The organism is Nocardia sp. NPDC051981 (genome assembly GCF_040680715.1).
GTDB lineage: Bacteria > Actinomycetota > Actinomycetes > Mycobacteriales > Mycobacteriaceae > Nocardia.
This window is the reverse complement of the sequence record NZ_JBFAXK010000030.1, coordinates 35,700-51,971: the sequence shown is the minus strand read 5'-3', so window position 1 is coordinate 51,971 and position 16,272 is coordinate 35,700. Positions and strand designations below refer to the sequence as shown.

The window sequence follows — 16,272 nt, the reverse complement described above, 5'->3', positions numbered from 1 at the left end:
CTCCACCGGCCTGATTACGTTGACCCGCAACGAAATCCGACATCTGCTCACCACGCTGGTTCTCGCACCGGTCCACGCTGTCCGCCGATCGAGGATCCAGCCGCCGGCGCCGACGGTCGACACGCCGTAGATGACATCTTCGTTGCTGGTTCCGGCCGGAACGGGCCGAGTCGGCTGCCCGTGGAGCAACTCGTGCAATGGAGCGTGGGGCGGGACGACGGGGGCGATCATCGGAGGCCCCCGTACGCCACGAGCCCGGGTGTCGAGGGCGCTGGAACCTGGCGTTCGCGCCAGGAGTTTGTGCAGCACATCAGTGATTGCCACTGGTTAGCCTTCCGTGTGTTCCCGTGCACTCGAACACCGGTCCGTCAGAAGTGGCACGCATGCCGCGAAGGTGTGCGCGAGGCAGGACTCGAAGCCTTCTGCGTGGCCTCCGTGCCGGTCCGCCCGTGAAACCCGGGGCTTGTCCGGGAAAAGCCGCGATGGTGTCGTGGTCTACGCGGGAGGACGGGTTGACGTGCTCGCCGTGAGAGGTCGTTGAGAGGGAGTGTTGGTGGAGGATCTGGCGCGGGGCGTGTGGCATTGGGCGGAGCTGACGCAGGAGTTGCTGGCCTACTTCGGGTCGATGGCCGAGATCGAATTGGCGCCGGAGGACGACATTTTCGCGCTCGGGCTGGTGAATTCACTGCGGGCGCTGGAGATTGTCGTGCACGTGGAGAGCACCTACGGGATCTCGGTCGACGTCGATGATCTCGAGCTCGACAACTTTCGGAGTGCCGCGCGTGCGGCGGCCTTCGTTGTCCGCAAGCTGGGCGGGGACAGCCACTCGTGATCGAAGTGGACGACCTCGTGCAGGCTGCGACCCGCGATGCGGCACGGTGGGATCGGGACGGTCTGCCCGACGAGATGATCGAGCTTGCGGCTCGGAACGGGCTGCTGGGAGCGGATCGGCCCGCGTGCTTCGGTGGTGCGGAGCTCGATGCGCGGGAGCTCGGGCGATTGGCCGCGACGCTCGGGCACGCGTGCACCAGCCTGCGTTCGCTGGTGACCGTGCACGGCATGGTGGCCGCCGCGGTGGATCGGTGGGGTACGGCCGCGCAGCGCGAGGCGTGGCTGCCCCGGCTCACCGCCGGTGAGGTCATCGCCGCGCTGGCGGGGACCGAGGCCGGCGCCGGAACCGAGTTGTCCGCTGTCACTACGGCTTTCGAGCCCGAGGGCACGGATATCCTGGTGTCCGGCACCAAGCTGTGGGTGACCTTCGGTCAGCGTGCGGACGTCTACCTCGTGCTCGGTAGAGCGCCGGGCGGACTGTGTGCCGCACTGGTGGATCGGGATCGGCCCGGGGTCGGAGTGGAACCTGCCGAGAGCGGTCTCGGGTTGCGCGGTGCGCGGCTGGCGACCGTCCGGTTCGACCGCGTGCGCATACCCGCCACCCAACTGATCGCACCACCGGGGTTCGGGCTGTCCCATGTTCTCGGCACCGCATTGGATCACGGCCGCTACACCGTCGCCTGGGGTGGTGTCGGGCTGGCCCGCGCCTGCCTCGGCGATGCGGCCGCCCATGCGGCCACCCGCGTCCAGGGCGGCACCGCGCTGGCCGAACATCAGCTGATCCGCGCCACGCTCGGCCGCTGCTGGGCGGATGTGGAAGGTGCGCAAGCCCTCTGCGAACGCGCGGCCGATGCCCGGATCGCGGGATCGCCCCAGGCGCTGATCTTCACGATTGCCGCCAAATACGCCGCCGCCGGTGTCGCGGCGGCGGTCAGCGAACGGGCCGTGCAGGTACTCGGCGCGGCGGGCTGCGAACCGGACAGCCGGATCGGCCGCTTCTATCGCGACGCCAAAGTCATGCAGATCATCGAGGGAGCACAGGAGGTCGCCGAGGTGGCCATGGGCGAGCACGCCATGCGGGGTGCGCGATCATGAACGAACGCGTGCTACTGGGTCCGGTCGCGACCTGGTTCCCGGACCGGATCGCCGCGGTCGCCACGCTGGCGGAGTTGGCCGACTTGCCCACGAACCGCCGGGAACACGCTCTGGCCCTGGGCATCGACACGGTGCGCACCGCTGACGGCATGACCGAGGTCGATCTCGCCGCCGAGGCGGCGCGCGCGGCGCTGGACGAGGCCGGTCTCGCGGCCGCCGAGTTGGACGCGCTGATTCTGGTCACCGGCCGCGCGCCGCAGTACCTGCTCGCCTCGGAAGCGACCCGGCTGCAACACCGGATCGGCGCGGCCCGCGCCTTCACCACGGCGGCCGGGGACCTCGGCTGCGTATCCGTCTCCGCCGCACTGACTCTCGCGGCGAGCCTGGTTCGCGCGGATGCCCACTGCCGCAATGTCCTGGTGGTCACAGCCGCCAGGACGCCCACCCGGAATCGATACCGCGCCCCCATGACATTGCTCGGTGATGGTGCGGCCGCACTGCTGGTCACCACCTCCGGCCCCGGCCGCTGGGAGTTCGTCGACCAGATCGTGCGCAGCGAAGGCAAATACGCGGACCTGTTCCACATCGACTACCGCGATATCGGCTCCGGCGACTGGGCCGAGGTGTGCGCGGACGAGTCCACCTACTCGTTCCGGCTCGCGGTCGAGAGCAAGAAGCGATTCGACGCCATTATTCCGGAACTGCTGCGACGCAATGGCATTCAAGACAGTGAGGTGGGACCGATCCTCATGCAGAACCTGTCGGCCGGCGCCTTCGCCTTCTGGGAGGAGGCGCTGGATCGCCCGGTCGACAAGGTCTGCCGGACCAATCTCGCGGCCTACGGCCACCTGGGCTCGATGGACATGATGATCAATCTGGATGCTGCCGCGGCCACCCGTGCACCCGGTGCATACGCGCTGCTGTTGAACAGCAGCCCGGTCGCCGCGTGGAGCGCCGGCCTGCTACGGAGGGTGTAATGGCGGCGACAGTGAAATGCCTGGTGTGGGATCTCGACGATACGGTGTGGCCCGGCGTTGTGCTGGAGTCGGACGGCGGCACACCGAAACCGGAAGCGCTGCATGCAATCCGGACACTGGATGAACGCGGCATCCTGCATGCCGTCGCAAGCCGTGGCGAACCGGACGTTGCCACAGCACATTTGCGTAAGCATGGTATCGAGGAGATGTTCTCGGCCTTCGAGATCAGCTGGGGACCCAAGTCGGAGGCCATTCGCCGGATCGCCGAATCCCTCAATATCGGCCGGGACACGATCGCCTTCGTCGACAACGATCCGGCCGAGCTGGCCGAGGTGGCCGCCGCCTTCCCGGAGGTCCGATGCTATCCGGCCGACCGGATCGCGGAACTCCCCGACCTTCCCGAATTCATACCGGCCACAACGACATCCGAGGCACAGCAGCGCCGGTTGCTGTATCGCGCGGAACGGGAGCGCAAAACATCCGAAGCCGAATTCAGCGGCTCGGACGCGGATTTCCTGGCCTCGCTGGATCTGGTCATGACCGTCGGCGAGGCGACCGAGGCGGATCTGGTGCGCGCACACGAGCTGACCGAACGCACCCACCAGCTCAACACCACCGGCGTCACCTTCGACATGGACGAGCTGCGGGCATTGTGCGCGTCCCCGCGTCACGAGGTGCTCGTCGCTTCCCTGACCGACCGCTTCGGCGGCTACGGCACGATCGGGCTGGCAGTGACCGAACGGCGCGGCCCCGATGCGGTTCTGCTCCTGCTGCTCATGTCCTGTCGTGTCATGTCGCGCGGCGTCGGCACGACTCTCATCGCCGAGGTGGTGCGCCGGGCCCACACGGCCGGTTTGCGGCCTGCGGCGGAATTCGTCGCCACACCACGGAATCGGGTCATGCTCGTGACCCTGCGCTTCGCCGGGTTCGAAGTGGCCGAGAAGGACGGCGATCGCATCCTGCTCGTGTGCACCGTGCCCGCCGAGAACATCGGCGGCACCGGCCATGTCGAGGTGGTCCGATGAGCGTGGATCTGCTCGGCGGCCTGATGTGCCAGTTCGAGCGGGTGCCCGATCGTCTCGCGGTCGTGGTCGGGGATCGGTCGCTCACCTACCGCGAACTGGACACCGCGACAATGGCTCTCGCACGCCGCCTGCTCGTGGCCGGGGTGCGGCCCGGTCAGACGGTCGTCGTCTACCAGCGGCAGAACCTGGACACCGTGATCGGCATGATCGCGGCCCTGCGCACCGCCGCGGCCTGGTGTGTCATCGAACCCGGCCACGGCGGCGAGTCGTCGCTCGGCGCGGTGCTGGAGGCACTGGACTGTGCCGCGGTGATCATCGATGGCCGGGATCCGCTCACTCCGGGCGAGGCGGCGACGGCGCTGGCGGACGCGACGAATGGTCCGGCGGTGATCGACATCGCAGTGCCGGTGGATCCACCCGAGATCCCGCTGCCCGGCCCGCCGTCGCGGCTCGCCCCGGCCTATGCGATCACCACCTCCGGCTCGACCGGTGTTCCGAAGGCGGTGGTCGTGTCCCGTGCCAACCTCGCCACCCAGATCGGGTCCCGGGACAATGCGCACACCGACGGTGCGCTGGTCACCTTCTCGGCCCTGCGGCTGATCTGGGACGGTTCCCTGCTGGGTGTGGTCTGGCCGCTCGCGGTCGGCGGCACAAGCGTGTTTCCCGATTTCCGGATGGTGCGAGATGTCGACGCCGTCGCCGAACTCGCTCGCAGCCGGGGTGTTTCACATTTCATCGCGACACCGTCGTTCTATCGACTGGCGCTGCCGCGGCTGGCCGAGCTGCGGCCGACGCTGCGAACGGTGATCCTGGCGGGGGAGGCGGTCCCGCCGCGCCTGGTGGACGAGCACCGCGAAGTACTGCCCGCCGTGGCGCTGCACAACGAATACGGTCCCACCGAGGCGACGATCACCTGCATCGGCCCGTACGTCGCGGATACGCCGCTGCGGGTCGTCCCGATGGGAAAGCCGGCCGCGGGCACGACGGCTCACCTGCTGGACGACAAGCTGCGCCCCGTGCGCCGCGGCACTCGCGGCGACCTGTACCTCGGTGGCGGGCAGATCGCCGACGGTTACGCGGCCCGTCCCGGACTGACCGCGACTCGATTCGTGGCCGACCCCTTCGCCACCGAACCGGGTGCTCGCATGTACTGCACCGGCGACCTCGCCCTCGCGGACGCGAACGGAGATATCGAATTCCACGGCCGGGTCGACAATCAGGTGAAGGTCCGTGGCGTGCGGATCGAACGCGGCGCGGTGGAGGCGGTGCTGGAAGACCATCCCGCCGTGCGTGAAGCGGTCGTGCTGCCCGTCACCGATGTCGACGACTCGGTGTACCTGGCCGCCTTCTGGGTGCCGCTGGACACCACGGCGACCACGCCCGCATCGAGCGCGTTGGCCGGATTCTGCGCCGAACACCTCGTGCCGGAAGCGGTTCCGGCACGGTTCGTGACCGTCGATGCCCTTCCCATCACGCCCGGCAGCAGCAAGCTCGACGAGGCGGCGCTGCGCGCGCTGCTGACCGGTTCCACGGTCCGGCAGGCGGTGTCGCGGGACGACTGGACCGAGACCGAGCGTGCCCTCGGCGAGATCTGGTCGGAGGTGCTGCTGCACGACGAATTCGATCGCGCGGACCGCTTTCTCGACGTGGGCGGCAACTCCCACCGCGTGGTCGCGCTGCACATGCGCCTGCAGGCGCGCTGGCCGGACGCCATCTCGGTGGGCCTGCTGTTCGATCTGGACACCGTGGCCGCGCAGGCGGCCGCACTGCCCGCCGACCTGTTACAGCCCGCCGCACCGGCGGACGTTCCCCTGGCATTCGAAGTGTGAAGGACATCGTGACCGCACCCGCACCACGCGACGGCGACATCGCCGTCATCGGCATCGGCGCGCGCTTCCCGGACGCGGCGAACCTCGACGAGTTCCGCGAGAACCTCGCCGCCGGAAGGGATTCGATCGGCCCCATGCCGGAGTCTCGCGCCTCGGCGACCGCCCTGGACCGCCGCGTCCGGTATCTGCCCATGGGGCACCTCGCCGATATCCACACCTTCGACTACGCGTTCTTCGGTCTGTCCAAACGCGAAGCGGCCCTGATGGATCCGCAGCAGCGGATCGCCCTGGAGCTGGCGCACCGCGCCATCGAGGATGCCGGCTACGCACCCGCCACCCTGCGGGCGGCCACCACCGCGGTGGTGTTCAGCGCGCCCATGCCCAGCTATCACGCCATGGCCGTCGACCCGGGCCCCCTCGCCATGCTGGGCAATCTGCCCTTCGGCGTCCCGGCCCGCATCGCACACCTGCTCGGCTTCGACGGCCCCTGCTACGCCGTCGACAGCGGCTGCAACGCCTCTCTCATCGCCGTCCACCACGCCTGCCGCGAATTGCGCAGCGGCGAAGCCGACTACGCACTGGCCGGCGGGGTCAGCGTCCGCGCGCACGGCGCTCCGGCCTGGGCCGGACAGACCATGACCGAGATCGCCTCACCGAGCGGCCGGGTCCGTGCCTTCGACGCCGACGCCGACGGCACTGTCCCCGGCGAAGGCGGTGCGGCGCTGCTGCTGACCACGCTCGAGCGTGCCCGCGCCGACCGTGCTCCGGTCTACGCGGTCATCCGGGGCAGCGCCGTCCTGCACAACGGCCATGCCGCCGCAACCATCAGCACCCCCAGCGCCGCCGCACAGGCCCGGGTCATCGCGCGCGCCTGGCGCAAGGCCGGCGCCGATCCCCGTGACGCCGGATACCTCGAAGCCCACGGCTCCGCCACCCGGCTGGGCGACGCCGTCGAACTGGAGGGTCTGCGCACCGCATTCGCCGAGCGCGCCACCGCCCTCCCGATCGGATCGGTGAAGACCAATATCGGCCACCTCGATCACGCCGCCGGCGTGGCCGGCCTGGTGAAGGCCGTCCTGTCGGTCGCCGACGGACAACTCTTCCCCTCTCTCCACTTCCACCGTCCCACCGGCGATCTCGACCTGGCGGCGGCCGGCCTCGAGGTGGTCACGCAACCGAGACCGTGGCCGAGCGACGGCCCGCGCCTGGCGGGTGTCAGCTCCTACAGCCTCGGCGGCGCCAACGCCCACTGCGTCGTGCAGCAGGCCCCGGACGCCGTACCGCAGCCGGAAGCAGAACCGGCCGAGGCGAGTCGCGAGCCGATGCCCCGGCTGATCGGGGTTTCGGCGCGGACGGCGACGGCGCTCGCGGACCTGTGCGGCTCGCTGGCGGCGCGTCTGCGGGACGATTCGATCGATCTCGCGGATGTGGCCTTCACGCTCGGCCGGGGCCGTGCGCACTTCGGCCATCGCATCGCGGTATGTGCGAGCAGCACCACGGAATTGGCCGATCTGCTCGAGACACGCGGCGCTGCCGTCGATTCGGACCGCCAGCAGCCGGTCGCGCCGCGAGTGGCGCTGTTGCTCTCGCCGGGTGCGCTGCCGATCGGTCAAGGTGGCGCAGCACTGCCGGAACAGCTGCCCGCGAACGGGGAGACCGCCGCGGTACTCGCGGCACAGCTCGCGGTGCACGATCGATTGCGTGCCTGTGGGATTCAGTTCGCGGCCGTGCTCAGCGGGGGCGCGTCGAAGTTCGCGGCACGCTATCTGCTCGGGTCACGAGAGCCTGTCGACCCGGGCGAATTGGCTGTTGCCGCGGGGACGCCCGCGGTGGACCGGTCGCGTCTGCTCGCGGCGGTGGAAACGCTGTTGCGGGATGGGCCGGTCGTCTTCGTCGATCCCAGCCGGGACGGCATGCTCGGGCGCTACCTCACCGAGGATCTCGCGGGTCGTGCGGATGCCGAGATCCTCTTCGGCACGGTCGATTCCGCGGGGACGCTCGGCATCCTGGCGCGGCTCTACGAGCGTGGAGTGGATCTCGACTGGGCGCGGGTGCAGGACGGGGACGGTCGCAGGATGCGGTTGCCCGGGCACCCGCTGCACGGCACCCGGTGCTGGGTCGAACCGCCCATTGCGGCGCAGCATGCCGAGATCGCGTCCGAGCCCGTCGAAGCTGTCGCCGCGCCCGAGCCTCCGGTGGTCGCCGTGCCGTCGGATGCGGCGCAGTGGTTGCGCGCAGTGCTGCGCGAACTGTTGCACGCGGAGACCGAAATCGGGCTGGATGACGACTATTTCGACGTCGGCGGCAATTCGATCATCGCCGTGCAGTTGGTCGAGCGGGTGGAGGAGGCATTCGGGTTCCGGCCGAAACTGCTCGATGTGTACGAGCGGCCCAGGGTGGCCGAGTTCGCGGACCTGCTGCGGGCAGGGGCGCGCCCGGCGCCCGAGGTGATGCCGGGAGCGCGCGGGCTGCCGGCCATTACGCGCACCGACGAGTTGGTCATGTCGCCCGGGCAGGAACGGATGTGGTTCCACCATCAGCTCGTTCCGGACACCACGCTCTACAACTATCCGGTCGTCAACGTGCTGCGCGGGCCGATCGACGTCGACGCGGTCAAGGGAACATTCGAGGATTTCGCGGAGCGGCACGAGCCGCTGCGCTACAACCTCGTCGAGGTCGACGGTATGCCGGCGGTGCGGGTGCGGCCCGCTCTCGGCGAGTTCTTCAGGGTCGTCGATGTGTCCGGTGCAGCCGATTCGATCGCCCGGGCGCGCGAGCTGGTCCGGGAGGCCGCGGTCCGGCCGTTCGATCTGGGCCGCGACCCCATGGTGCGGGTGCTGGTGGTCAAGCTCGCTCCGGATATGCATGTGCTGCAGGTGGTGTGCCATCACTGCGTCACCGACGGCCAGACGCCGGGGATCCTCGCGCGGGAGATTCCGGTGCTCTATGCCGCCCGGCGGGAGGGGCGCCCGGCCGAGCTGGAACCGCTGCCGATCCGGTACCGCGACTACGCGCGCTGGCACCGTGAGCTGCTCGACTCCGGCGCGCTCGCGCACGAACTCGAATACTGGACGCATATGCTGCGTGGCGCGCCGAAACTGCGGCTGCCCACCGACTTCCCGCGACCGGCGCGCAAGACGTTCGCCGGTGAGCTGGAGCCGTTCACGGTGCCGGCGACGCTGCTCGCCGCGGCCCGCACGGTCGCGAGGCGGGAGTCGGTGTCGCTGTTCGTGGTGCTGCTGTCCGCCTTCTATCTGCTGCTCGCCCGGCGCAGTGGTCAGCGCGACCTCGTCGTCGGCACGCCGACCACCGGCCGCACCCGCCGCGAGCTGGAAGGGCTGATCGGCTTCTTCAACAGCACCGTCGCGCTGCGCGCCAACCTCTCCGGTCCCGCGACGCTGGGCGATCTGCTCGAACGCGTGCGTGGAATCGTGCTGGGCGCGTTGGAGAATCAGGAGATCCCATTCGAGCGGGTGGTCAATGCCCTCGACGATCAGCGCGACATGTCCCGTACCCCGATCTTCGATGTGCTCTACGTCCACCAGGACCTCACCGGCGCCGGATCGGTCAACCCGCTCGGCGGCGGAGCGACGGAGTTCTTCGACTCGGAGCACACCATTCACAATGCCTTCGGCGGATTACCGCCCGGCACAGCGAAATTCGACCTCAGCCTGATCACCTACGATCGCAGCGACGACCTCGACATGCTGGCCTGCTTCGAGTACAGCACCGAGCTGTTCACCCAGCGCACCGCCGCGGGGTTGGCCGCGGCCTACCTCGGGATCCTCACCGAGGTCGTGGAGTCGGCTCCGGAGCGGTCGATCGAGGAGCTGCTCGTCACCGTGCCGTCGCCTGCCGGTGTGGGTGTGACGGAACAGGCTGTGGCACTGGATATTCCGACAGACCGGCCGTGCGGAACCGGCCCGGCCCGTTACACGCCGGGGACGGTGCGCGAGCGGCTCGATGCCGTGCCGGGCGATGCGGACGTGCTCGCCGCGTGGGCGGCACTGCTGAGCTGGTACTCCGGCTCCGATGACGTAGTGGTCGGCACGGCAACCGGTACCGCCCGAATGGACTTCGCCGACGAACCCACCGGGGCCGAACTGCTGGAACGAACCGCCGCGGAGTTGGCCGCGTCGGCCCAGGGCGACAGCCGTGCCGGGGCCATCTGGTTCGGCGACACCCCGCCGGACACTGCGGAACTGGCGCTCGGCCGGGAGTCCGGTGACCGCGCGGTCCTGAAACTGCTGTACGCCACAGAACTTTTCGACGAATCGACCGCGCAGCAGATGCTCTCGGATCTGACCAGGCTGCTGCGCGGTCTGCTGGAGACACCGAATGATCCGGTGCCGGACATCGCGGTGCGCTGCATCGCGGAAACGGAGATGACCCGATGACCGGAGTCGTAGCAGTGATCGGCGCGGGCACCATGGGCGCCGGCATCGCACAGTGCCTCGCGCAGGCGGGACGCGATGTCATCGTGGTCGAACCCGATCCGGCCGCCGTGGAGCGGGCGCGCCGCGGCCTGAACGAAGCGGTGCGCCTGGCGCTGCTGCTGGGTCGCGGTGATCGGCGGACGGCGCTCGAGACTGCTCGCCGGGTGCGCTGGACCGACCGTCTCGATGACCTCGACGCGGTCGAGTTCGTCATCGAGTGCGCGGTCGAGCGGATCGAATTGAAAGAGAAGCTCTTCGCCGAACTGGACCGCATCTGCCCGGCCGACGCCGTGCTCGCCTCCGCGACGTCGGCCATCCCCATCGCCCGGCTGGCCGCCGCGACCGGTCGCCCCGATCGCGTGCTCGGCCTGCACTTCATGAACCCGGCCCCACTCACCGATGCGGTGGAAGTCGTTCGCGGGGCGCAGACCTCGGCCGGCACCATGGCGCGCGCCACCGAACTGCTCACCGCGCTCGGCAAGGAATCGCTCGTGGTCGGCGACCGCCCCGGGTTCGTCATCAACCGCCTGCTCATGCTGAGCATCGCGCAAGCCGCCGCCACCCTCGATACCGGTACCGACGCCGCGACGGTGGACGCCCTCTTCGAACGCTGCCTCGGCCACCGCATGGGTCCGCTGCGCACCGCCGACCTGATCGGCCTGGACAACGTCGCCGACACCATCGAGGTGCTGCGGCGCGAGACCGGCGAGGACCACTACCGCATTCCGCCCGCGCTCGCGACGCTCGTCGCCGCAGGACATTTCGGCCGCAAGACCGGACAAGGATTCCATGACTATCGTTGAGACCACCCGCATCGCGACGGCCGGACCGCAGGTCCCCAGCGATGCGCAACGCGCCGCCCTCGCGGCCGGTGATCGCTATGCCGACCTGTACATCGAACTGACCGGCTCGGTGGACGCGGACGCCCTGCGACAGGCGGTCGACACCGTCATGACGGAATGCCCGTTGTTGCACAGTGTGTTCCGCGATGACGCCGGCGCGATCCAGGTGTGCCGGAACGCGCCCGCCCCGACCGCCGTGCTCAGCGCCGGCGGGACGGGCCCAGGAGATGTCGTCGCCGAGTGGATCGCGCAAGAACGTGTGCGCTCGATGGATATCGCGCACGGCCCGCTGTACCGGCAGGCCGTCTTCCGATTCCCCGATGGCCGACTCGGTTGGTATCAGCGCTACCACCGCCTGGTCAACGACCACCCGGGAGCGCTCGCGATCCTCGCCCGAGTGCGTGACCTCCTGGACGGCACGACCACCACCCCCGGCACGAATCCGCCGTTCGGCGCGACAGCGGACCAGCTGGAAAACGAACGCCGATACCGCGAATCAGGCGCATGGTCCACCGACCGGGACTACTGGGAGCAGACCCTCGCCGATGCCCCCCGGCCCGAACCTGCCGCCGCGGGTATCGCGCCTTCCGGTGGTACGTCGGACGAGGCGGTCTGGGCAGCGGTGGGGGCATCGGCGGAGCTCACCCGGATCGCGCGCACGTGCGGAGGCGGTGCGCCTGCGGTGGTGTTGGCGGCATCGGCCGTCTATGCATCTCGCCTGGCTTCTGCGGGGGAGTGCGTGGTCGCACTCGATACCGGGGAAACGACTGTGCCGCTGCGGATTCCGGTCACCGCGGAGGCTGGGTTCCTCTCGATCGCCGAACAGGTGGGGCGGGAGCTGCGCAAGGCGCGGCGGCACAGGTTCATTCCCGATATCGATGAGCCGTGGGTGAATTCGCCGGTGCATGGGCAGTGGCCGCTCGCGGTACGCATGCTCGCCGGTGCGGCGGTCGACGGTGTCGGCACGGCATCGGTGACCGAGTGTTTCGGGAGCGGCGACGAGTTCACCGTGTGCGTCGACGATCGGGCGGCCGGCGGCTGGCGGATCGCCGTTCCCGGAGCGCATCGTTCGCACCGGGACCGGCTGCTTCGGCTGCTGGAGCAGCTGGTCCGCACGCCGCATACGCCCATTGCCCGGATCGATATCGCCGCACCGGGGGAGATCGAGCATCTCATCGGCAGTCCGCCCGAGGACCTGGTCACGGCGTCCACGACACTCGCGGCTCTGTTCGCCGAGCAGGCGGCCCGGTCGCCGGAGGCGCCGGCGATCGTCGGACGCGATGCCCGCATGACCTATGCGGACCTGCACGGTGACTCGAATCGACTGGCGCGCAGGCTGATTACCCTCGGCATCGGGCCGGAACAAGTGGTGGCGCTCGCTTTCGGGCCAGCTGCCGAACAGATCCTCGCGGTGCACGCGGTGCTGGCAACCGGGGCCGCATACCTGCCGCTGGACCCGGAGCATCCGCGTTCGCGTCATGCTCAGGTGCTCGACATCGCACAGCCGGTGTGTGTCCTCACCACGCGGCGGGACGGATTCGACGCTCCCGATGGCGTCCGGGTGATCCGCATCGACGAACTCGACCTGGCCGCCGAGTCCGGTGCCACGGTCACCGACGATGATCGCATCGCCCCGCTGCGTCCGGAAAACCTGGCGTACGTGCTGTTCACGTCCGGCTCCACCGGGCAGCCGAAGGGCGTGGGCGTCACCCACGCGGCCGCGTGCACTCATCTCGCCTGGATGCAGCACCTGCACCGCCTCGACGACACCGACACGGTCGTGCGCAAAACCGCCCTGACATTCGATGTCTCGGCCTGGGAAGTGTTGTGGCCGTTCACCGTCGGTGCTCGGGTCGCGGTCGCCGGGACGGGTGCGCACGGCGATCCGAGCGAGCTGGCGCGAGCGATCATCGACCATGAGGTCACCACGGTGCAGTTCACGCCGTCCACGCTCGCGGCGCACCGGCAGGCGGTGGCCGCGCCGATGGCGCCGAGTGTGCGTCGCATACTGCTCGCCGGTGAGGCGCTCACGCCCGCACTCGCCGCCGCGCTGCCGACCGTCGCTCCGGGTGCCCGCTACGACAATCTCTACGGTCCGACCGAGGCGACAGTTGCCGTCACCCGGCACGCGATCGGCGAGAACGGCATTGCCGCAGTGCCCATCGGTGCACCCGCTTGGCGGGTCCGTGCCCACGTGCTGGACGCCCTTCTGCGGCCCGTTCCGGCGGGCGTTCCCGGCGAGCTCTATCTCGGTGGCGCGACGCTCGCGCGCGGCTACGTGCGCCGGGCGGGGCACACCGCCGCACGTTTCGTCGCCGACCCGTTCGGTGATTCCGGGCAGCGGCTCTACCGCACCGGTGACATCGTCCGGTCCACCGGCCACGGCGAGCTGGAGTACCTCGGCCGCAGCGACTTCCAGGTGAAGCTGCGCGGTGTGCGCATCGAACTCGGCGAGCTCGAATCGGTGCTCGCCGCACAGGAATCCGTGGCGCAGGCGGTTGCCGTCGTTCAGGACGCCGACCATGCCGGTCGGGCAGGTGGTCGCCTGATCGCCTATGTCACCCCGGCCGCCGGGCACAGCATCGATCCGGACGCTCTGGACCAGCGGTTGCGTGCGGTACTGCCCAGGCACCTGGTGCCCGCCGTGATCATCGGTCTACCCGCACTGCCGGTGAACCGTTCCGGCAAGGTGGATCGGAAGGCCCTACCCGCACCCGATGCCGAGACGGTGGCCTTCCGGGCCCCGCGCACCGACACCGAAGCCGCGCTCGCCGCCGCCTACGCCGAGGTGCTCGGCCGGGACGGCATCGGTGTGGACGAATCCTTCTTCGCGCTCGGCGGCGACAGCATCATGTCGATCCTGCTGGTGTCGCGGGCACGGTCGCGCGGTATCGCGGTGACCGCGCAGCAGGTCTACGAGCACCGCACCGTGGCCCGCCTGGCGGCCATTGCCGAAACCGCGGGCGGAGAGGAGATTCCGCCGCTCGCCGAACTGCCGGGCGGCGGTGTCGGCGAATTGCCGCTCAGCCCGGTCCTCCGCTTCCTGGTCGAGCGCGGTGGCGCCTTCGACCGTTTCTGCCAGTCCATGACACTGGACCTGCCGACCGGAATCGACCGCGGTGCCCTGGTTTCCACCCTCTCCGCGGTCGTCGATCACCACGACATGCTGCGCTCACGGCTCTATCGCGACGGCTCGGGGGACTGGCATGCGCGGGTCACGCCGCCGGGCAGCGTCGATGTGGACTCCCTCGTCCACCAGGTCGCCTACGACGTCGAACTCACCGGTGACGAACTCCGGGCACTCGCCGAAACCGAGCTGAACGCGGCCATCGACCGGATCGACCCGTCCGTCGGCGCGGTAGTGCGGTTCGTCTGGCTGACACCGGATTCGGGCACCGCCCCCGGAATGCTCGTCATCGCCGCGCACCACATCGCCGTCGACGGCGTCTCCTGGCGAATCCTGTTGCCCGACTTCATTGCCGCATGGGCGGCGGTCGCGGCGGGGAACACCCCGCGGCTGCCCGCGGTCGGAACATCCATGCGCCGATGGGCGCACGCGCTGGTCGACATCGCGCACACCGAGGCGCTCACCGCCGAGCTGCCGCTCTGGCGCGAGATCGTCGAGGGCCCCGCGCCGTCCTTCGGTGAGCGGCCCTTCGATCCACACCGCGATATGGCAGCCGACGTAGCGCACACCTCTGTCGAACTGGACGAACGCGATACCGCCGCCATCCTCACCGCCATTCCCGAGCGCTACCGGGCCCGCGTCGCGGACGCGCTGCTGACGGCGCTCGCGCTGGCGGTGACGCGCTGGCGATCGCGGCGCGGCGAGGACGAGCGGTCGGTGCTGCTGCGCCTGGAAGGCCATGGCCGCGAACAGGATGCGGTGCCCGGGACTGAACTGTCGCGCACCGTCGGCTGGTTCACCTCCATCGTCCCGGCACGGCTGGACCTGACCGGAGTGGATCTCGACGACGCCTTCGGCGGCGGCCCGGCCATGGGAGTCGCGATCAAGGCCGTCAAGGAACAGCTGCGGGCGGCGCCGCACCATGGCTTCGGCTACGGCCTGCTCAGATACCTGAACGAGGACACCGCCGCCGCATTGCCGCCCGGCGAGCCGGGGGAGATCTCGTTCAACTACTTCGGGCACATCACCGGCCTCGACATTCCGGAGGAGCTGGCCGGTATCGGCTTCCTGCCCTCCACCGACTTCGGCATGCTGGCCATTCGTCCCGACGCCCGCCGGGGCGCGCTGGGTGCCGTGGAAGTGGATTCCATCGTCCTCGGCCACCGCCTGGTGACCGGCTTCGGTTACGCACGTGGCATCTTCGGCGAGGCCGCGGGTGAGGAACTGGTCGAGCTGTGGCGTGCGGCGCTCGGCGCGGTCGCGCGCCACGCGCGCGATCCCCATACCGGCGGCGGGCACACCCCGTCCGACTTCCCGCTCGTGACCGTCACCCAGGGCGACATCGACACCTGGGAACAGCGGTACCCGACGCTGAGCGAGGTATGGCCGGCCGCACCGCTGCAGTCCGGCATGATGTTCCACGCCCTGTTCGATCCGGACGCGGTCGACGTGTACACGGTGCAGCTGGTGCTGGGCCTGGACGGCGCGGTCGACGCGGTGCGGCTGCGGTCGGCCGCGGCGGCCGTGCTGGAGCGACATGCCAACCTGCGCACCGCCTTCGAGGTGGATGCCGCCGGGACCCCCGTCCAGATCGTCACCGGCGATGTGGTTCTGCCCTGGCGCGAGGTCGATCTGTCCGCGGCGGGCGGCGATGACGAGGGTCTCCTCGACGCCGAACGGACGATGCCGTTCGACCTCACCGCGCCGCCGCTGCTGCGCTTCCTGCTGCTCCGCCTCGGCGATGGGCGGACCCGGTTCGCCGTGACCTGCCACCACCTGCTCCTCGACGGTTGGTCCATCCCCCTGCTGCTGCGCGAGATCATGGCCGGTTACGCCGGTCTCGCGGTCGAACCTCCACATCCTTACCGCCGCTATGTGGAATGGCTTGTCCGGCAGGACAACTCGCTCTCGCGACAGGTGTGGGCCAAGGCCCTGGCCGGGGTCGCGGAGCCGACGCTGCTCGCGGACACCGCCGCCGTGCACGCCCCCACCGCCCTGCCCCGGGAGCGGGCGTTCGACCTGGACGAGGCGCAGACCCGGGCGCTGACCCGGCTGGCGGCCGAGTTCGAGGTGACGATCAATACCGTCGTGCAGGCGGCCTGGGCGATCC

8 protein-coding genes (1 of these 8 cut by a window edge) are annotated in these 16,272 nt (G+C 69.9%); all 8 read left to right on the top strand.

All coding sequences use genetic code 11. From position 1 onward, the window contains the following. Positions 1–553: 553 nt before the first annotated feature. Tightly spaced (each overlapping or abutting the next), the 8 genes in view from AB0L60_RS35580 to AB0L60_RS35545 form a layout consistent with a single transcriptional unit that may run on beyond the window. Positions 554–832 (top strand): acyl carrier protein, encoded by a 279-nt coding sequence (locus AB0L60_RS35580; protein WP_364623551.1) that lies wholly within the window; start codon positions 554–556, stop codon positions 830–832. Beyond that, entirely contained in the window at positions 829–1,926 is a 1,098-nt protein-coding gene (locus AB0L60_RS35575; protein ID WP_364623549.1) for an acyl-CoA dehydrogenase family protein, read from the top strand. The genes AB0L60_RS35580 and AB0L60_RS35575 overlap by 4 nt, the downstream gene beginning before the upstream one ends. Next, the gene (locus tag AB0L60_RS35570; protein WP_364623547.1) at positions 1,923–2,903 is read left to right on the top strand and encodes a 3-oxoacyl-ACP synthase; all 981 of its coding nucleotides are present in this window, start codon (positions 1,923–1,925) and stop codon (positions 2,901–2,903) included. The genes AB0L60_RS35575 and AB0L60_RS35570 overlap by 4 nt, the downstream gene beginning before the upstream one ends. After that, positions 2,903–3,928, top strand: coding sequence for an HAD-IIIC family phosphatase (locus tag AB0L60_RS35565; RefSeq protein WP_364623544.1), 1,026 nt, complete (start codon positions 2,903–2,905; stop codon positions 3,926–3,928). Before AB0L60_RS35570 ends, AB0L60_RS35565 begins: the two co-directional genes overlap by 1 nt. Next, the gene (locus AB0L60_RS35560; protein WP_364623541.1) at positions 3,925–5,757 is read left to right on the top strand and encodes an amino acid adenylation domain-containing protein; all 1,833 of its coding nucleotides are present in this window, start codon (positions 3,925–3,927) and stop codon (positions 5,755–5,757) included. The genes AB0L60_RS35565 and AB0L60_RS35560 overlap by 4 nt, the downstream gene beginning before the upstream one ends. Next, positions 5,754–10,154: a condensation domain-containing protein gene (locus AB0L60_RS35555; protein ID WP_364623538.1), complete on the top strand. Its 4,401-nt coding sequence runs from the start codon at positions 5,754–5,756 to the stop codon at positions 10,152–10,154. The genes AB0L60_RS35560 and AB0L60_RS35555 overlap by 4 nt, the downstream gene beginning before the upstream one ends. After that, positions 10,151–10,996: a 3-hydroxyacyl-CoA dehydrogenase family protein gene (locus tag AB0L60_RS35550; RefSeq protein WP_364623535.1), complete on the top strand. Its 846-nt coding sequence runs from the start codon at positions 10,151–10,153 to the stop codon at positions 10,994–10,996. Before AB0L60_RS35555 ends, AB0L60_RS35550 begins: the two co-directional genes overlap by 4 nt. Beyond that, a protein-coding gene (locus tag AB0L60_RS35545; RefSeq protein WP_364623532.1) for an amino acid adenylation domain-containing protein crosses the window boundary here: on the top strand, positions 10,983–16,272 show its 5' portion. It continues 5,153 nt past the right edge of the window; 5,290 of the gene's 10,443 nt are visible here — the first part of the coding sequence; the start codon lies at positions 10,983–10,985; the stop codon falls past the right edge of the window. The genes AB0L60_RS35550 and AB0L60_RS35545 overlap by 14 nt, the downstream gene beginning before the upstream one ends.

Bases quoted from the DNA above. Each gene is read 5' to 3' on its own strand.
- AB0L60_RS35570 (WP_364623547.1), top strand. From the start codon at position 1,923: ATGAACGAACGCGTGCTACTGGGTCCGGTCGCGACCTGGTTCCCGGAC.
- AB0L60_RS35565 (WP_364623544.1), top strand. From the start codon at position 2,903: ATGGCGGCGACAGTGAAATGCCTGGTGTGGGATCTCGACGATACGGTG.
- AB0L60_RS35560 (WP_364623541.1), top strand. From the start codon at position 3,925: ATGAGCGTGGATCTGCTCGGCGGCCTGATGTGCCAGTTCGAGCGGGTG.
- AB0L60_RS35550 (WP_364623535.1), top strand. From the start codon at position 10,151: ATGACCGGAGTCGTAGCAGTGATCGGCGCGGGCACCATGGGCGCCGGC.